Raw genomic sequence first — 18743 nt, forward strand, 5'->3', positions numbered from 1 at the left:
GTGCATGCATCTACTGCAATAGACATTTTCCTACGGATCCTGTGGTGACCTCGTTGCCTGATAAAACAATTCCTTGGTGGCGCGGCGTGCGCGATGCGCTGCCTTTGCTGGGCGGCTACATCCCCGTCGCCATTTCGTTCGGACTGATTGCCACGCAGGCGGGTTTCAGCGTCTGGGGTGCCGTGGCTATTTCGCTGTTTATTTATGCGGGTGCGTCGCAATTTCTGTTTGTGGCCATGATTGCTTCCGGTGCACCGCTTTGGTTGGTCGTGCTGATGACTGTGCTGATCAATGCCCGCCATCTGGTGTATGGGCCAAATTTGGCGCCTCACCTGACTCAAAGTCGTTGGTGGTTCTGGTTAATGCATGGCCTGACCGACCAGATTTTCGCGATTGCGCACACCCGCTTGCAGCAGCTGCCGGCAGCGGAGCGGGTAGGGTGGTTTACCGGTGCCATGCTATTGGCCTGGGCCAGCTGGGTGGGCGGCACGGCGCTGGGCGCGGTGGCGGGTGCGGAAATTACCGGGCGTTGGCCGCTGATGGGTGAAGTGATGCCTTTTGCGTTGCCGGCGTTGTTTGCTGTGCTATTGGCGCCGCGGTTTGAGAATCGTATCTGGGCGGTGGCGCTCGCCGGCACCACCTTGATTGCGTTGGGGCTGAAACTAGCGGGCTTGCCCAACGCGGCCATTCCTTTGGCAGCGTTGTGCGGTGCGGGCTTGTTTTACCTCATGCGCTTGCTGCCCGCTGGCGCGTCCACTAAGGAGGTAACATGAGCACCGAACTATGGCTGGCGTTGGCGTTTTCCGCGTTGGTGACATTCGCCATGCGCGCCTGGCCGGCCGTGTGGATGCGTACCCGGCTCAATCAACCGGCAGAAGCGTCTGCTGATCTCTCCGCCCCTCGCCCGATGCCTTTGTGGCTGAGCGTATTGGGGCCCACCATGATTGCCGCCATGACCGGTGTTTCTTTGGTGCCAGCGGTACCCGATGTACACCACGCGGTGGCTTCTGCCTGTGGCCTGCTTGCTACCTTGTTGGCTTGGTGGCGCACGCGGTCACTGGGCTGGCCGGTGGTGGCCGGAGTGGTGGCCTTTGGTGTGGTTTACTGGCTCAGCCGGTAACCCTTCCTGAAAAATTTCCTTGATCTGCCTCAAACAACCTTCTAAACTTTCAGAAAATATTGAAAGTTTAGAAGGTTGTGTATGTCGCCTCACCCCCTTAATGACCTCATCCTGCACTTTGGTGAAATGGCCAGCCGCTGGGGTTTCAACCGCTCGGTGGGCCAGGTGCTCGCCGCTATCGTGTTCAGCGAAGCCCCTTTGTCCGCCGATGAACTGAGCGAGCGACTGAGTCTTTCCCGCGGCAATGTATCCATGGCTACCAAGGAATTACAAAGCTGGCGATTGATCCGCGTGTTGCGTGAACCTGGCGATCGCAAAGATTATTACGCGGCTAATGGCGGCCTGTGGGACCTGGCCCTGCAGGTGGTGAGCGAACGCCGCAAGCGCGAAGTGGACCCCACGCTCAGCCTGTTGCGTTCTCAGTTGATGAATACCGACGACAAGGATTACGCGCACGAGCGTATGCAGGAAATGCACGACCTGTTGGAATTGTTTACCCAGTGGCTGGACGACATGCAACGCATGAAGCCCGATCACCTGCTGGCGCTGTTAAAGCTGGGTTCGGGGGTGGGCAAGGTGCTGACCATGAAAGACAAGTTACTTAAATAACTCTGCAAAAATAATAACTCTCCTTAAATTCAGGATGCGGCGCTTCTGCATCCAGTGGGTGGTTTTGCCCGAAATTTGTTGTTGGAGACATTATGGAACCTGAATTACTCAATACGTTGGCGTTATCAAGGGCGCAGTTCGCGCTCAACATCAGCTTTCACATTTTATTTCCGTCCATCACTATCGCGCTGGCCTGGTTGCTGTTTTATTTCAAGCTGCGTTTCCAGTTGAGCGGCCATCCGGTGTGGATGCGGATCTATCGCTTCTGGGTCAAGCTGTTTGCGCTCACCTTTGCGCTTGGCGTGGTCACCGGCATCACCATGAGCTTCCAGTTCGGTACCAACTGGCCGGGCTTCATGGAAACCGTGGGCAATATTGCCGGGCCCTTGCTGGGTTATGAAGTGCTTACGGCGTTTTTCCTGGAGGCTACATTTCTGGGCATCATGCTGTTTGGTATTCATCGCGTGCCGGCCTGGTTGCATACGCTCGCCACTTTATTGGTTGCGGTGGGCACCAGTTTATCGGCCTTCTGGATTATTGCGCTCAATTCCTGGATGCAAACGCCGGCGGGGTTTGTCATGGAAAACGGGGTGGCGATGCCGGTGGATTGGTGGGCAATCATCTTTAATCCCTCCATGCCGTATCGCCTGAGCCATGTGATGCTGGCGTCGGGGCTGACCGCGTGTTTTTTTGTGGCGGGTATTTCCGCCTATCGGCTCCGTAAAGGCGATGCCAAACAGGCGCCCCGCAAAGCTTTACGCGTGGCCTTGCTGGCGGCGGCATTGATTGCGCCACTGCAGGCGTTTGTGGGGGATTTGCATGGGTTGAATACCTTCGAACACCAACCGCAAAAAATCGCAGCCATGGAAGGGGTATGGCATACCGAAAACGGCGCGCCTTTGTTGTTATTCGCCTGGCCCGATGAAACACGTCAGGCTAATCATTTCCCGGTGGCGATCCCAAAACTCGCCAGCTTGATTCTCACTCACGATCCCAATGGTGAAATCCGGGGCCTGAACGAATTTGAACACACCCCGCCGGTGAAGCCTGTGTTCTTCGGTTTCCGCATTATGGTGGGACTTGGTTTGTTGATGATCCTGATGGCCTGGGCTGGTGTCTGGTTAACCCGCAAGGGCCGGGGCATGCCGGGTTGGTACAGCGGTGCATTGGTTGCCATGACGTTTTCCGGTTGGGTGGCCACGCTTGCCGGATGGTATGTGACCGAAATAGGGCGCCAGCCCTGGCTCGTGACAGGGGTATTAAAGACCGCAGACGCGGTGACCACCTTGCCAGCGGGAAATGTGTCGTTTTCTTTCACCGTGTACGCGTTGGTCTATGCCGGCTTACTGGTGGCTTACCTGCATACGGTGTTTTACATGGCGCGTAAATCTGTGGCCGTCGAAGAATATGAAACCCAGCCGTTGGCGCTGCAAGGAGCTTCCGTATGAATCTGGAACTGGAAACGTTGGCGTTGGTGTTCTGGTGCCTGCTCGGTGTGGCGGTGTTTATGTATGCCTTGCTCGATGGCTATGACTTGGGTGTGGGTATGCTGTTGTCTGGCTCAGAATCCGAACGGGACCGAATGGTGGCCTCCATCGGCCCATTTTGGGATGCCAATGAAACCTGGTTGGTGCTGGCAGTGGGAATATTGTTGATTGCTTTTCCCGCTGCTCACAGTGTGATTCTGCGGGAGCTGTATTTGCCGGCATTGGCGTTATTGGTGGGGTTAATCCTGCGCGGTGTGTCGTTTGATTTTCGCGCCAAAGCCATTTCCCCGCTCAGGCCGCTGTGGGACCATTGCTTCCGCTTCGGATCGTTACTGGCTTCATTGGCGCAGGGCTATATGTTGGGCCGTTACGTGACCGGCTTTGCCGATGGTGGATTGCCCGTGTTGTTTGCATGCCTCAGTGCCTTGTGTGTGGCGGCGGCCTATGTCTACATCGGCAGCGCCTGGTTGGTGATGAAAACCGAGGGCGAGTTACAGGCGCGGGCATTACGCTGGTTGCGTTTATCGGGCGCGTTGACCTTGCTGGGGTTGTTGTTTATCACGGCGTTTAATTTACTGGTGAGGCCCGAGGTGGCCGCCCGGTGGCTGCACGGTACCGGTTTGGTCTTGCTGGTGGTGTTGCCCGCACTGGGTTTTGTCTGCCTCTGGTGGATTGAGCGGGCACTGGGCACTTTGTATAAAAACGCCAGTTGCAGTTGCAGTCGCACTGCACGCAAGCCCTTCTTCGGCGTTGTGACCTTGTTCCTGTTGGCATTCTCTGCCTTGGGTTACAGCTATTTTCCCTACGTAATCCCGGGACGGATGCTTGCCATCGACGCCGCCAGCGCGGCGGCTTCCCTGCAGTTTATTTTGTGGGGCGTGATCCTGGTGCTGCCGTTGATTTTGGCTTATACCGCGTTTTCTTATCGTGTCTTTTGGGGCAAGAGTGAAGATCTGAGGTACTATTAGCCTGTTAAGCATTATTGTACTCGTGGACGAATGAAATACTATAACTTGCAAGATATTGACGAAATGAAACGCAATGGTTTTGAAAAGAAAACCATTGAGGAGGCTTACAATATTTGCGAGCAGGTGTCTGAGGTTGTTGCCACAATAGAAAGCGCATTCGCAGGTGTGACACTTGGTGCTGGCATCGGGTTGATGGAAGCGCAGGTCATTGATGATTATGGTGATGCAGCACAGCGGCGAGCGGCAAGGGAAAATGATGAAAAGTACGCGTGGCAGAGCCTTTCCCCGATGCTGTTGAATAAATGCCACAGCAGTCTTTCATTTTTTGATGCTCAAGGGATGCGGTTTCATCTTCCGGCCTTTATGATTTTGCATTTACAGGGTGGATTTTATTTCAATATTGTATTCTACCTGACAGAGATTAATGATTGGGCCAAAGAAAAATTTTCGCTATTGAATGCCCGGCAGCGATCGGCGGTGCGTGACTTTCTGAATTATCTGGTTACGACTGAGGAACATAGGCATGAGGCGCTGCCAATTGCAGATGCGTTGCTGGGGTATTGGTGTGAATCCCGGGATTAGCGGGCGATGTGGCAGGTGGCCTGCCACAATCCTATTGATCAGATATTACTTCCTTGCTGCGACCTGTCTGCTTTATTCAGGTCTGCATCACTCATAATAATGTCGCGGTAGGAGCCGCCAGCGGGAATCATCGGGTAAACGTTTTCTTCGGCCTCCACAATCACGTCCAGTAAATAGGGCTCATCCGGGTCGGCGAGCATTCTTGCCAGTGCCGCGTCGAGTTGTTCCGGTTGGGTGACGCGTTCGGCCTTGACCTTGTACCCCTCGGCAATTTTCAGAAAGTTGGGATAGATTTCGGCTTCGTCCGAGCGTTTCACCTGGCTCATGGGGTCGGCAAGCGAGGAGCTGGCGCGGTTTTTGTTGTAAATCATGTCCTGCCACTGGCGCACCATGCCGAGCCACTGATTGTTTATCACCATCACTTTTACGCCGATGCCAAAGCGGTAGCAGGTAGCCAGTTCGTGAATGGTCATGTTGAGCGAGCCGTCGCCGTCGATATCCACCACCGTGCGGCCCGGGCAGGCCACTTTGGCGCCGATGGCGGCTGGTAATCCATAGCCCATGGTGCCGAAGCCGGAACTGCTCAGGAAGGAACGCGGGCGCACGCTTTGGTAGTGCTGCATGGCCCACATCTGGTGCTGGCCCACACCCAGGCTGACAATGGCTTCGCCTTTGGTTTTTTCACACAGGGCGGCAATTGCCTGTTGCGGTGTGATGTTGTCGGATTCGCTCCGGGGGTAGGGCCATTGGGCTTTCCATTGGCTCACTTGCTGGCACCATTCGCGCGCTTGTACCACCGGGCATTGGCTGAGTAATTGTTCGAGTGCGAGCTTGATGTCAGCACAGATCGGCAGCGTCACGTCTTTGTTTTTATTCAACTCGTTGCGATCCGTATCGATGTGGATGATGCGGCCGTTGGCAATGAAGTGATTGACGTTGCCGGTCACCCGGTCGTCGAAACGCACGCCCAGTGCCAGCACCAGATCCGCTTCGTTGATGGCCACATTGGCGTATTTGGCGCCGTGCATACCGAGTGTATGCAAGGCCAACGGGTGGCCTGGCGGAAAACTGCCGTGACCCATGAGCGTTGTGGTGACCGGAATCTGCAAGCGGCTGGCCAGTTGCAACAGCTCGTCGTGTGCGCCGGCGGCCACGATACCGCCGCCCGCGTAAATCACCGGTCGCTCGCACTCGGCAATCATGCGCAGCGCCTGCTCCAATTGGTTGTGGGTCATCCCGGCAGCTGGATCTTCCGGCGGTTCAATGATGGCCGGTATGCGTGGGGGGGTGTAGTTGCCCTCCGGATCGCGCGGGTAGTGCTGCTGGATATCTTTCGGTATGTCGATCAGTACCGGGCCTGGGCGACGCCCCAATGCCAGGGCGAAGCTTTCCCGCACCACCTCCGGTATATCCACCACCCGGGTGACCAATGTGGCTTTTTTGGTGATCGGACGGGTGATGGCGACGATGTCCACTTCCTGAAACGCGTTTTTGCCCAGCAAGTGACTGGGCACGTTGCCGGTGATGCAGACTATCGGCGTGGAATCGCTCATGGCGTCGGCAATGCCGGTGACCAGGTTAGTGGCACCCGGGCCGGAGGTGGCCAGACATACGCCCGCCTTGCCGGTGGCGCGGGCATAACCCTGGGCGGCGTGCACCGCGCCCTGTTCGTGTTCGGTGCGGATGCAGCGGATGCCGAATTCGCCCAACACGTCAAAAATTTCCAGGTTGGCACCGCCCGGGTAGCCGAACAGTACCTCGACACCCTCGGCCTTCAGGCTTTTGGCCAACAGTTGGGCACCGCGCAGAGCCCCTAATCGCTGGGACGCAATAATGTCACCAATAGCCCCGCCGGTAACGGATTTGCGGTTGGCGTAGGTGACATTGTCCACGGGATGTTGGCTCATTGGGGTACTCCTTGTGAGGCCGGTTGATGATGTAAGAAAAAGGACGACCAAACAGTCATTTTCCGCAGGGCAAAATTGCACTACGGCCAAAGACTGCTATAACTAAATTGACTAATAACCCGGTTTTTGTCACCCCATATCGAAAAAACAGCCAGTCGTTTCAGGGAGAGGGCCATGGCCAACCATATCTTTATTCTCGCTTTTGTCATGTTGATTGCCGGTGTGTTTGGCGGCCTGATCAATTTTTATCAAATGAACCAGGACAATGATGCCGATCCCACCAGTCTGCCCCGTTGCATTGTCATGGGTGTGGGTGCCGCGTTTCTGGTGCCGGTGATCCTGAACCTGGTCAACAGTGAGCTGATCCTGGAAATCCAGGGCGACCCGTCACGTCTGCTCATCTATACCGGTTACTGCCTGATTGCCGCTGTGGCGTCGCGACTGGTGATTACCAATAACGAAGAACGGATCCTGCGCGAAGCGGCGCAAGCGCGGTTGCAGTCTGAAACAGTACACCACAATCTGCGCCAGATGCAGGAAGAGTTGCTGCCCTTGATTGCCACCGAAACCGAGCAGGATGTGGAGTCCGACGGCAACATGGTGGCAGTGGAAGACGAACCGGAGCTGGATGTGGTGTCTGCACGGGTACTGAAAACCCTGGGTTGCGGCCGCTATATTTTCCGTTCGCTGGCCGGGCTTTGTCATGATGCCGGCGCCGATGAAACGACCATGACCAAAACCCTGCAGGTGTTGGTGGCGCGCAATCTGGCCGGTAAAGTCAGCGGCGCCAAGGGCGTGCGCTGGTATGTGACAGAGCGCGGCCGCCGGATCATGGACTCGCTGGCCTGATTATCATGTGGCGTCGGTTACTGTGTTTATTTGTCGCCTGCACCTGGCTTGCCGGTGCAGAGGCTGAGGTTCAGGCCGAAAAAGCCGACGTCAGGGTCATTATCGATATCTCCGGGTCGATGAAGCAAAACGACCCGGAAAATCTGCGCCGGCCGGCGCTGGATCTGCTGATCAAAATGATCCCGGAGGGCAGTAAAGCCGGTGTCTGGACCTTCGGGCAGTACGTCAACATGTTGGTGCCGCACCGGGATGTGGACGCCGAGTGGCGCAGAGAGGCTGCGGCCAAGGTAGAAAAGGTCAACTCGGTAGGCCTGTTTACCAATATTGGCGGTGCGCTGGAGCGGGCCACCAAGGATGGTGGCAAGCCTTTGCCCGGTTATCGCACCAATATTATTCTGCTGACTGACGGGATGGTGGATATCGACCGCGAGCCGGCGGTTAACCAGAAAGAATGGCGTCGCATTGTGGACGAGGTGCTGCCCTCCTTGCAGGGCGAGCAGATCAAAATTCACACGGTGGCATTGTCGGCCAATGCCGATAAAGAGCTGATGAATGCGCTGTCGCTGGGTACCGACGGCATTGTGGCGGTGGCCGAAAATGCCGACGAACTGATGCGGATTTTTCTGCGCATGCTGGAGCAATCGGCGCCCGCCGATGAAGTGCCTCTATCGGAAAACAAATTTCTGGTGGATTCCAGCATTGAAGAATTCACCGCGTTGATTTTCCGGGCCGATCCTGCCCAGCAAGCCCAACTACTGGCGCCGGACAAAAGTTTTTACCAGGCCGATACCAAAGACAAATACCTCAGCTGGCACCGGGGCGCTGACCACGACCTGATTACCATCAAACACCCCATTGAGGGCGAGTGGTTAGTGCGGGCAGATCTGGACCCCGACAGCAAAATTACCGTGGTGACCGACCTCAAATTATTGGTGAATCCGCTGCCCAACAATCTGTTTGTCAATCAGGGCGCGGAGCTGCAGTTCCTGTTGAAAGAAAAAGGCAAAACTGTTTCGGATGCGCGCTTTTTGCGGTTGTTGAAAGTTCAGGCCACCCTGACAGACAAACGCGGCAACAGCCTTTGGGACAAGAATTTTTCTGACGCCCTGCCGCCGGGCGATGGGATCTATCGGGCGACCCTGCCCGCGTTCGATAAGGAAGTTATGGCGCAGCTTACCCTGCGCATCGACGGCAAGAGCTTTAACCGGGAATTCAGCCATCGCTTTGCTGTGCGGGAGCCTTTCCGGGTGGAGCTGGTGTCGTCCGATGCCGGCGCGCACACGGTAAAAGTCAGCGCCAATGGCCAGAGCCTGGATCGCAGCCGCACGGTGGTGGTGGCTAAAGTGCGCGAACCCAATGGCCGCTCCAGCATCCAGCCATTGGTCTTGTCGGCCACCGACCATTGGGAGCTTGCGCTCTCGCCTGAATTGGACGGGGAATACCAGGTTGACCTGCGCATCAGTGCGTACGATAAGGACGGCAATGAATTTGAGCACCACCCGGACACGCTGCGGTTCAGTCACCCCACCGGGCAGCCGCTGTTCTCTGCGCAAACGCCCGCTGAGCCTGAGCCGGTACCGGAAGCAACACCGACACCGGCCGAGCCGGAGCCTGTGGTGGAGCCTGAACCAGAGCCCGAACCCGAGTCCGAGCCCGAGGGTTTGCCTGCGTGGATCATCTATACCGGTCTGGGTGTTGGCAACCTGCTGATCATGGTTTTGGCATGGGTTGCTTACCGCACCATTATGGGCGGGCGGAAAGTGGCCGATGCCGATGTGGAAGCGCTGGAGCAAGAGGATGAATTGGAAGCTCAGGTTGACGAGGCAGCTCCGGCAAATACTGCGCCCAAGCTGGAAGATTTTGGCGGCGAGGATGACGATCCACCGCCGAAGCCGGCCATGGACCCGGGCGCCGAAGTCGACCTTGAGAGCGATGAGGCGGTAGACTCGGTGGCCGAGGCAAGTGATCCGCCACTTGATGAAGAAGATGCCGCACCCGAGTTTTCGCTGGATGATCTGGCTCCCGCCAAGGACGAAGACGAGAAACCCTGAACCAGATAGTCTGGCAGGCTGTTGGCGGGTTGTTCAGACCCGCCGCCCCAAACCCACCTCAGATCCATCGCATCATGACTTGCGCAGGCAATGGTCAGTCCGCTATATTAGCGTTTACTAATTTATTGTGTTGTTGCAAGGGCCGCCGATGCCGGCGTTGTTGACCGGGCAACCACCGTCAGAGTTTGTGAGGAACAGTATGCGTATCGTCGTTGGCTTGATTCTGAGTGCTTGTCTGTCCCTGGCCCATGCCGGGTCGTTGGCCGACAATGTGCGTAATTTCCATCAGCACCACGAGAATCTTGCCACCGGCGGTGAGTTGACCGAGCAGGCGGTACCGCAACTGGCTGCAGAAGGCTACGTTCAGATTATTGATCTGCGCACGCCCGCCGAGCGGCAGTTTGATGAACAGGCTGCCGCAGCCCAGGCCGGCATCGCTTACGCAAATTTGCCCACCACTGGTGAATTACCGGATGCCGATCAGATCGCACAGTTTGGCGCCTTGCTGACTAACGGCAAAACGCTGGTGCATTGCCGATCGGGTAACCGGGTCGGCATGACCTGGGCGCTGTGGCAGCTCTCGCAGGGCGTGGCGATGGAACAAGCTCTGGAAGAAGGGCGGGCCATGGGCATGAAACAGGGATTTGAAGACGCCATTCGCGCTCGCGTTGCTGCAGGCAAGGCTGAATGAACAACGAGCTAGCAGAATTGGCCGCCCACGCCGAGCAGGCGTCGGCATTGCTTAAGCAATTGGCCAATCCCCATCGGTTGATGTTGCTGTGTACCTTGATTGACGGCGAACTATCGGTGGGGAACTGAACGAACGGGTACCGCTCAGCCAGTCCGCTTTGTCCCAGCATCTGGCTGGTTTGCGGACTGCAGATCTGGTCGACACCCGCAAGGAACGACAGCAGGTATTTTATCGCCTGAAGGGCAGTGACGCCGAACGTATTATCCGCGTACTCAAGTCCATTTATTGCGGCTGAGTAATGAGTAGTTGGAGTTTGTCACATCATGTTGCGTATTACTGCTTCCGAACTGAGCCAGAAAATTCAGCAGGGCGAGCGCCCGCTGATCATTGATGTCCGCACCCCGGCCGAATACGCCGCCGTGCATCTTCCCGCCAGCCATAACCTGCCCATGGGAACCTTCGGCCCCGATGCCATCAGCGCACTTGCCAAAGCCGGCGATCAGGTGTTTCTCATGTGCCGCACCCAGCGCCGCGCCGAAATGGTGTGCCAGCAATTAACCGGCCAGCTCGAGTGTGAGCTGGTGGTAGTGGATGGCGGGGTGGAGCAGGTTGAGCCAGCGCTGCTTGCACGCCAGGGGCGGGAGGTGATGGGACTCGACCGCCAGGTACGTATTGCTGCTGGTTCGTTGGTGGTGTTGGGCGTTGCCGGTGGCTTTTTCGTTGCACCCTGGTTGTTCGGATTAAGTGGATTTGTGGGTGCCGGCCTGGTGTTTTCCGGCCTGACCGATACCTGCCCGATGGGCAGCGTCATATCCCGCATGCCCTGGAATCAGGCGTAAGCCATGATTGCCCTGGCCATAGGCGCCGTGGTGGGGCTGGTATTGGGCCTGACCGGCGCCGGCGGCTCTCTGCTGGCGGTGCCGCTGCTGGTCCTCGGCCTTTCGCTGGCGCCGGCAGAAGCAACCGGATTGGCGCTCGGCGTGGTGGCCGTGAGCAGTGCCTGGGGTTTACTGGGGCGGCTGCGTAACCGGCAAGTGGTGTATCTGCCGGCGTTGGTTCTCGGTGTGACAGGGGTTTTATTTGCCCCGGCGGGCCGCTGGCTGGCGAATCAGGTGCCCGATACGGTGTTGCTGTATGGATTCGCACTATTGGTTTTGGTCGTCGCCACGCGGATGTGGCGTCAGAGTCAACGTGCGCCCGGCGAGGCGATGGTTACCCGCGCGCAGTCCTCAACGCAAGCACTCACTGAGCGCGAGCAGGCCATGTGCCGTTTTTCCCCTTCCGGTAATCTCGAACTCAAACCCCGCTGTGTGAGCAGTATGGTGGCAGGTGGGGTTTTTGCCGGCCTGCTATCGGGCTTGTTTGGCGTGGGCGGTGGCTTTGTCATTGTGCCCTTGCTGACGTTACTGACCGGGCTCAGCATGAGCGCGGCGGTGGCCACCTCGCTGGCGGTGATTGCGCCGGTGAGTCTGGCGGGGTTTGGCAGTTTTCTGTGGCTGGGTGGTGACGTGCCGATGGATTTACTCGGCTGGTTGGCAGCGGGCGGCATTCTGGGCATGTTGGTGGGGTCGCAATTGGCCGGCCGGTTGGCGGGCCCGGTATTGCAGAAAGTATTTGTGGTGGTGATGGTGAGCCTGACGCTTGTCACCCTGGTGAAGGTGTAGGCCGGAGTTCTGAACGATGTTAATGCGGCAGTTTTTCGAACGCGAGAGCAGTACTTATACTTACCTGCTGGCAGATCAGGGCGAAGCAATCCTGATTGACCCGGTGCTCGATATGGCACCCATGCTGGCAGGGCTGCTGGAGCAGTTGGGGCTCGCTCTGAAATATGCGGTGGATACCCACGTGCATGCTGATCACGTCACCGCGCTTGGGCGTCTGCGCGAGCAGACCGGTTGCAAGACGCTGATGGGCAGCCAGAGTCAGGCCGCTTGTGCGTCGGGCTTTTTTTCCGAAGGCGACACGCTGGCGGTGGGCAATCTGTCGCTGGAGGTACTTTATACGCCCGGCCACACAGATGATTCCCACTGTTTTTATGTGCCGTCGCAAGGCTGGCTGTTCACCGGTGATACGCTGTTAATCCGCGGCACCGGGCGCACGGATTTCCAGAATGGCGATGCCGCCACCCAATACCAGAGCTTACAGCGCCTGTTGGCTTTGCCGCCCGAAACCCTGGTTTATCCGGGCCACGATTATAAGGGCTTCACCTGTTCGACCCTGGCGGAAGAACAGCGCTTTAATCCCCGTTTGCAAGTACAGGATGTGGCGGCCTATGTGGAGTTGATGGCCAACCTCAAACTGCCCAATCCCAAAATGATGGATGTGGCCGTGCCCGCCAATCGCGCCTGTGGCAAAGCTGGCTGACCCGCAGGTCCGATTCACACGTACACACAGTCTCAAACGCTTGTTACACTGAGCCATCAATGACGTGTGTGTGGAGTAGACCATGGCCTTTCAGGGCACTGATAAATACGTAGCAACTGATGACCTGCGCATGGCGGTGGACGCCGCCGTGGCACTCAAACGACCCCTGCTGGTAAAAGGTGAGCCCGGTACCGGCAAAACCATGCTGGCCGAACAGGTGGCCGAAAGCCTGGGTCTGAAACTGATCCAGTGGCATATCAAGTCCACCACCAAAGCCCAGCAAGGACTGTACGAGTACGATGCGGTTTCGCGCCTGCGCGATTCCCAGCTGGGCGATGACAAAGTGCACGACATCCGCAACTACATCAAAAAAGGTAAGTTGTGGGAGGCGTTCGAATCCGATGAGCAGTTGGTACTGTTGATTGATGAAATCGATAAAGCCGACATCGAATTCCCCAATGACCTGCTGGTGGAAATCGACAAGATGGAATTCTTCGTGTACGAAACCGGGGAGACCATCAAGGCCAAGCAGCGGCCGATTGTCATCATTACCAGCAACAACGAAAAAGAATTGCCCGATGCATTCCTGCGCCGGTGCTTTTTCCATTACATCAATTTCCCCGATCGCGAAACCATGCAGCAGATTGTTGATGTGCACTTTCCCGACATCAAACTGACCTTGGTCAAGGAAGCGCTGGACATTTTCTTTGACATCCGCAAGGTGCCGGGTCTGAAGAAAAAACCGTCTACCAGCGAATTGGTGGACTGGTTAAAACTGCTGTTGTCCGATGACATTCCCGATGAAATCCTGAAAAACCGCGACACCACCAAGGCCATTCCGCCGCTGTATGGTGCGCTGCTGAAAAATGAGCAGGACGTGCATATGCTGGAACGGCTGGCCTTTATGGCGCGTCGGGAAAACCGGTAATGTTGCTGAATTTTCTGAACGGACTACGGGCGCACAATGTGCCCGTATCCATCAAGGAATTGCTGGTGCTGATTGAGGCACTGGAGGCGCGGCTGGCGTTCGGCTCGGTGGACGATTTCTACCTACTGTCGCGCACGGTGCTGATCAAGGATGAAAAACACTACGACCGTTTCGACCGGGCATTTGCCGCCTATTTCAAGGGCCTTGAACATATCGATGATATTTTCGAGGCGTTGATTCCCGACGACTGGGTCCGGTCCGAGTTCCTGAAGCAGTTAAGCGAAGAAGAAAAAGCCAAAATCGAATCCATGGGCGGGTTGGAAAAGCTCATTGAGGAGTTCAAAAAACGGCTGGATGAACAGAAAAAGCGCCACCAGGGCGGTAACCGCTGGATTGGTACCGGCGGCACGTCGCCTTTTGGCAATTCCGGCTATAACCCGGAGGGCATTCGCGTAGGTGGCGAGTCGCGCAATAAAAGCGCGGTCAAAGTCTGGGACAAACGCCAGTTTAAAAACCTGGACGACTCGGTGGAGCTCGGTACCCGCAATATCAAAATGGCGCTGCGCAAACTGCGAAAATTTGCCCGCCAGGGTGCGGCCGAAGAGCTGGATCTGAAAGACACCATCCGTTCCACCGCGCGCAATGCAGGTCTGTTGGATATCAAAATGGTGCCCGAGCGCCACAATGCGGTAAAGGTGCTGTTATTCCTGGATGTGGGCGGTTCCATGGACCCTTACATCAAACTGTGTGAAGAAATGTTCTCGGCCTGTAAAACCGAGTTCAAGCACCTGGAGTATTTTTACTTCCATAATTTTATTTACGAGCGGGTGTGGAAAGACAATCTGCGCCGGCACCAGGAAACCACGCCGCTGTTCGATGTACTGCACAAATACTCCAGCGATTACAAGGTGATCTTTGTCGGCGATGCCTCCATGGCACCCTATGAAATCGCCAGCCAGTACGGCAGTGTGGAGCACATGAACGAAGAGCCAGGCTACAAGTGGATGCAGCGCCTGACGGAAACGTTCAACAAGGTGATCTGGCTTAACCCCGTGGGTGAGCAGTACTGGGATTACACCCAATCCATCGGCATGACCCGCGAGCTGGTGGACAATCACATGTACCCATTGACACTGGAAGGGCTGGAGCGGGGCATCAAGTACCTGACCAAATGAGGCGCGATGGCGCCTCTGCCCGGCATCGGGGCTTGGTGCGGGTTTGTCCATGGGCCCGTGGCTCCTTATAATCGCCCCTTTTTCAGTCTGTGGCGCCCATGACACCCGTGGATTTATCCCCTTACTTCACCCGACTCGACGGTTTAATGGCCAGCGATCGCGCCAGCCTCCGGCGTCGGCTGGTGCAGGCACGCCGACGGCAAGAACGCGGGCAACGCATCGACAAGATGGTCGCAGGCCTGGATGATGCTTTCGCCACTGCGTCCGCGCGCGCCGAGCGGCGCCCGTCACTGGTGCCAGCCATCACCTTCCCCGACGCCCTGCCCGTATCCCAGCGCGCCGATGAAATTGCGGCGTTAATCGCCAAGCATCAGGTGGTGGTGCTGGCCGGCGAAACCGGCTCGGGCAAAACCACGCAGCTGCCGAAAATCTGTCTGCAACTGGGTCGCGGCATGCAGGGCCTGATCGGTCATACCCAGCCGCGCCGGTTGGCGGCGCGCACCGTGGCGCAGCGCATTGCGGAAGAGCTCGGCACCCAGCTGGGGGATCGGGTGGGTTACCAGGTGCGCTTCAATGACCAGAGCAGCGACGATACCCTGGTGAAGCTGATGACCGACGGGATTCTGTTATCGGAAATTCAGAACGATCCGCTGCTGACCCGCTACGACACCCTGATTATCGATGAGGCACACGAGCGTTCGCTCAATATCGATTTTTTGTTGGGCTACCTGAAACAGATTCTGCCCAAGCGCCCGGACCTGAAACTGATTATCACGTCAGCCACCATTGATCTGCAGCGCTTTTCCGCGCACTTTAACGATGCGCCGATTATCGAAGTCTCGGGCCGCACCCACCCGGTGGAAATCCGCTACCGGCCACCGGAAGACGAAGAGGGCGATTTAGCCGATCAGATCGTTGAAAGTGTGAACGAATTGCTGGCGGCAGAAAAATCCAGTGGCCGGCGCGGCGGCGATATACTGGTGTTTTTGGCCGGTGAGCGGGAAATCCGCGAAACGGCGCTGGCGCTCCGGCGCGCACAATTGCAGCATATCGAAGTATTGCCACTCTATGCGCGTTTGAGTTTGGCCGAACAGACGCGGGTATTTGCCGCCCACACCGGCCGGCGTATTGTGTTGGCCACCAACGTGGCGGAAACGTCCATTACGGTGCCGGGTATCCGCTATGTGATTGACCCGGGTCTGGCACGCATTTCCCGCTATTCCTATCGCACCAAAATCCAGCGGCTACCCATTGAACCGGTATCGCAGGCATCGGCCAATCAGCGCGCGGGCCGGTGTGGCCGGGTCAGTGAAGGCATCTGTATCCGGCTCTATTCCGAGCAGGATTTCAATAACCGGCCGGCGTTTACCGATGCAGAAATCCTGCGCACCAATCTGGCGGCCGTTATCTTGCAAATGTTGTCGTTACGCATGGGCCACATTGAAGATTTCCCGTTTGTGGACGCGCCGGATTCGCGCCTGATTAACGACGGTGTGAAGTTGTTACAGGAATTGCAGGCGATAAACGAAAAGCGCGAGATGACCGCGCTGGGGCGTCAGTTAGCCAGGCTGCCGGTGGACCCCACGCTCGGGCGCATGTTGTTGGCGGCCGACAAGCTGCAATCGCTCGAAGAAGTGTTGATTGTAGTGAGCGCCCTGGCGGTGCAGGACCCGCGCGAACGGCCAGCCGACAAGCAGCAGGCGGCAGATGAAAAGCATCGCCGGTTCAAGGATGACGATTCGGATTTCAGTGCCTGGATCAATCTCTGGCGTTACATCGAAACCCAGCGCCAGGATCTATCCTCCAGCCAATTCGCCAAACTCTGCAAGCGTGAATTTCTGAGCTGGCTGCGGATCAAGGAATGGCGCGATATCCACTTGCAACTGCGGCTGGCGTTGAAAGATCTGAAGCTTGGTTTTAATAAAGCCGAAGCCAGCCGTGAAGCCATACACCGCGCACTCTTGCCCGGACTTCTGAACAATCTGGGCTTCAAGGCTGAAGACCGCGAATACCTGGGCGCGCGCTCGCGCAAGTTCCAGATTTTCCCCGGCTCGTTTCTCAGCAAAAAACAACCCAAATGGATTGTGGCGGCGGAGTTGCTGGAAACCTCGCGCCTGTTTGGCCACACAGTGGCTAAAATAGAACCGGAATGGGCCTTGGATGCTGCCCAGCACCTGGTGAAGCGCGAACACTTTGAACCTCACTACCACGTCAAATCCGGTCAGGTGATGGCGTTTGAAAAGATCAGCCTCTACGGCCTCACGCTGGTGGAAAAAAAGCGTGTGGCGTTTGGAAAAATTGATCCGGCGCTCGCGCGCGAAGTGTTTATTCGTCAGGCGCTGGTGGAGGCCAATTACCGTGGCAAGGGTAAGTTTTTCAAGGCCAATCAGGACTTGATAGCGAGCCTGGGCGAATTGGAAGCTAAGTCGCGTCGGCGCGATATTCTCGTGGACGATGAAACTATCTACCGCTTTTTTGACGAGCGTTTGCCGGCCGATATCGTCAATCTGGCGGGTTTTGAACACTGGCGCAAAGCCGCAGAGCAGCAGCAACCCAAATTGCTGTACCTGACCCGCGACTACCTGATGCAACACGACGCAGGTGCAGTCACCGAAGCGCAATTCCCCAACAGCCTCAATCTCGGTGGCCTGGAATTGCCGCTGCAATACCATTTTGAGCCCAATCACGCCGACGACGGTGTCAGTCTGATGGCGCCGGTAAGCGTGTTGCACCAGATTCCCGAGCACCGCCTGGAATGGGTAGTGCCGGGCATCCTGAAAGAAAAATGCGTGGCACTGATCAAGGGGCTGCCCAAGCAGTGGCGCAAACAATTTGTACCGGTGCCGGAATATACCGAGCGCGCACTGGCCCGCATGACCCCGGGCAATGAACCGCTGGCGTTGGCATTGGGCGAGCAGTTGTTCCGCATCAGCGGCAACCCGATTGACCCGGTGCTGTGGCAATCGGTGGTGGTCGATGACTATTACCGCATGAACATTATTGTGCTGGACGAAGCCGGCAAGCGCATTGACAGCGGCCGGGACCTGCTGGCGCTGCGCGAGCGTTACCGCGACCGGCTACAGGCCAATATCGAGTCGGCGGGTACCGATCTGGAACAGGAAAACCTGCAAACTTTCCCTGATCAGCCGCTGCCAGAGCAGACCCAATTCAAGCGCGCCGGTATCAGCATCCGGGTCTATCCGGCGTTGGTAGACGAGGGCGACAGCGTCGCATTGCGCATGCAGGATAACCCCGATGCGGCGCGCGCATTGCATCGGGCCGGGCTCGTTAAACTGCTGCTACTGCAAATGCCGGAGCACACCAAGTACCTGCAAAAAGAACTCCTGCGGGGCAAAGACATCGGCCTGACGGTGGCTAATATGGGCAGCCGGGAACAGGTGGCGCAACAGTTGATGATTGCCGCAATGACCCAGCTGGTGGAAGAGGCGGGGGGCTTTGAGGTTCGCACGCCGGCGGCGTTTGCCGGGCTCTGCACACAGCTGCAAACGGCATTGGTGCCGCGCGCCACGGAGTTGGGGGCGGCGCTCGTCAGCGCTCTCTCGCAGCTGGTTGAGGTGCGCAAAACCCTGAAAAGTAACCGCAACGCACTGATGCTGGCATTTTGCCTGTCGGACATCAAAAACCAGCTGGAGGGTCTGTTTAATCCGACGGTGTTGGCGCAATTGCCGGCGGACGGCCTGCGCCAGTATCCCCGTTATCTGAAAGCCATCTTGTTGCGGCTGGAAAAAGCGCCCCAGAACGTTCAGCGCGATAAGTTGGGCATTGCGGAATGGACCAAAAACCATGAGGCCATGCAGGCGGTGGTGGCCAAACTGGGCGATCACAAGGCCAGCCTCGAATCTAAGCTCAGGGAGTATCGATGGTTATTGGAAGAGCTGCGTATTTCGCTCTTTGCCCAGACCATCAAGACCCTCCAGCCGGTATCCTCCAAGCGATTGGGTAAGCTGTTGCAGGAAATCAAAGACGCCCATGGGCTGGTCGGTTGATCGCA

Annotated in this window: 18 protein-coding genes; 17 read left to right on the top strand and 1 reads right to left on the bottom strand. The window is 57.0% G+C overall.

The genetic code is table 11. The features are described 5' to 3' along the window. The first annotated feature begins 44 nt into the window (after positions 1-44). The 6 genes from M5M_RS18065 (at position 45) to M5M_RS18090 (ending at position 4766) form a co-directional block, all read left to right on the top strand. Positions 45-773: an AzlC family ABC transporter permease gene (locus M5M_RS18065; RefSeq protein ID WP_015048956.1), complete on the top strand. Its 729-nt coding sequence runs from the start codon at positions 45-47 to the stop codon at positions 771-773. Then, a complete protein-coding gene (locus M5M_RS18070; RefSeq protein ID WP_015048957.1) occupies positions 770-1120 on the top strand; it encodes an AzlD domain-containing protein in 351 nt (116 codons plus the stop codon). Before M5M_RS18065 ends, M5M_RS18070 begins: the two co-directional genes overlap by 4 nt. An 81-nt stretch (positions 1121-1201) precedes the next feature. Beyond that, positions 1202-1729 (top strand): GbsR/MarR family transcriptional regulator, encoded by a 528-nt coding sequence (locus M5M_RS18075; RefSeq protein WP_015048958.1) that lies wholly within the window; start codon positions 1202-1204, stop codon positions 1727-1729. 92 nt (positions 1730-1821) lie between these two features. Beyond that, the gene (locus M5M_RS18080; RefSeq protein ID WP_015048959.1) at positions 1822-3177 is read left to right on the top strand and encodes a cytochrome ubiquinol oxidase subunit I; all 1356 of its coding nucleotides are present in this window, start codon (positions 1822-1824) and stop codon (positions 3175-3177) included. Further along, entirely contained in the window at positions 3174-4184 is a 1011-nt protein-coding gene (locus M5M_RS18085) for a cytochrome d ubiquinol oxidase subunit II (protein ID WP_015048960.1), read from the top strand. Before M5M_RS18080 ends, M5M_RS18085 begins: the two co-directional genes overlap by 4 nt. A 30-nt stretch (positions 4185-4214) precedes the next feature. Beyond that, positions 4215-4766 (top strand): DUF6714 family protein, encoded by a 552-nt coding sequence (locus M5M_RS18090; protein WP_015048961.1) that lies wholly within the window; start codon positions 4215-4217, stop codon positions 4764-4766. Positions 4767-4804: 38 nt separating this feature from the next. Here M5M_RS18090 and ilvB read toward each other — a convergent pair whose 3' ends face one another. Then, the gene (gene ilvB, locus M5M_RS18095) at positions 4805-6673 is read right to left on the bottom strand and encodes a biosynthetic-type acetolactate synthase large subunit (protein ID WP_015048962.1); all 1869 of its coding nucleotides are present in this window, start codon (positions 6671-6673) and stop codon (positions 4805-4807) included. Between the two features lie 174 nt (positions 6674-6847). On the opposite strand from ilvB, the gene M5M_RS18100 reads away from it, so the two are divergent. The 11 genes from M5M_RS18100 (at position 6848) to hrpA (ending at position 18738) form a co-directional block, all read left to right on the top strand. After that, positions 6848-7522, top strand: a complete 675-nt coding sequence (locus M5M_RS18100) for a YEATS-associated helix-containing protein (protein WP_015048963.1) — start codon at positions 6848-6850, stop codon at positions 7520-7522. Between the two features lie 5 nt (positions 7523-7527). Further along, positions 7528-9573, top strand: coding sequence for a VWA domain-containing protein (locus M5M_RS18105; RefSeq protein WP_015048964.1), 2046 nt, complete (start codon positions 7528-7530; stop codon positions 9571-9573). A gap of 199 nt (positions 9574-9772) precedes the next feature. Continuing rightward, entirely contained in the window at positions 9773-10264 is a 492-nt protein-coding gene (locus M5M_RS18110) for a protein tyrosine phosphatase family protein (protein WP_015048965.1), read from the top strand. Further along, a complete protein-coding gene (locus M5M_RS21105; RefSeq protein WP_015048966.1) occupies positions 10261-10392 on the top strand; it encodes a hypothetical protein in 132 nt (43 codons plus the stop codon). The genes M5M_RS18110 and M5M_RS21105 overlap by 4 nt, the downstream gene beginning before the upstream one ends. 29 nt (positions 10393-10421) lie before the next feature. Further along, complete coding sequence (locus M5M_RS21110) at positions 10422-10559, top strand: helix-turn-helix transcriptional regulator (protein WP_015048967.1); 138 nt, start codon at positions 10422-10424, stop codon at positions 10557-10559. Between the two features lie 28 nt (positions 10560-10587). Beyond that, positions 10588-11103: a rhodanese-like domain-containing protein gene (locus M5M_RS18120; protein WP_015048968.1), complete on the top strand. Its 516-nt coding sequence runs from the start codon at positions 10588-10590 to the stop codon at positions 11101-11103. 3 nt (positions 11104-11106) lie between these two features. Next, positions 11107-11928 carry a sulfite exporter TauE/SafE family protein gene (locus tag M5M_RS18125; protein ID WP_015048969.1) on the top strand — a complete coding sequence of 274 codons (822 nt, stop codon included), beginning with the start codon at positions 11107-11109 and terminating at the stop codon, positions 11926-11928. Positions 11929-11944: 16 nt separating this feature from the next. Then, positions 11945-12628, top strand: a complete 684-nt coding sequence (locus M5M_RS18130; protein ID WP_015048970.1) for an MBL fold metallo-hydrolase — start codon at positions 11945-11947, stop codon at positions 12626-12628. Between the two features lie 82 nt (positions 12629-12710). After that, the gene (locus M5M_RS18135) at positions 12711-13556 is read left to right on the top strand and encodes an AAA family ATPase (RefSeq protein ID WP_015048971.1); all 846 of its coding nucleotides are present in this window, start codon (positions 12711-12713) and stop codon (positions 13554-13556) included. Next, on the top strand, positions 13556-14731 hold the full coding sequence (locus M5M_RS18140; protein WP_015048972.1) for a vWA domain-containing protein: 1176 nt from the start codon (positions 13556-13558) through the stop codon (positions 14729-14731). The genes M5M_RS18135 and M5M_RS18140 overlap by 1 nt, the downstream gene beginning before the upstream one ends. Positions 14732-14829: 98 nt before the next feature. Next, on the top strand, positions 14830-18738 hold the full coding sequence (gene hrpA / locus M5M_RS18145; protein ID WP_015048973.1) for an ATP-dependent RNA helicase HrpA: 3909 nt from the start codon (positions 14830-14832) through the stop codon (positions 18736-18738). The last annotated feature ends 5 nt before the right edge of the window (positions 18739-18743 follow it).

Source organism: Simiduia agarivorans SA1 = DSM 21679 (assembly GCF_000305785.2).
Classification (GTDB): domain Bacteria; phylum Pseudomonadota; class Gammaproteobacteria; order Pseudomonadales; family Cellvibrionaceae; genus Simiduia; species Simiduia agarivorans.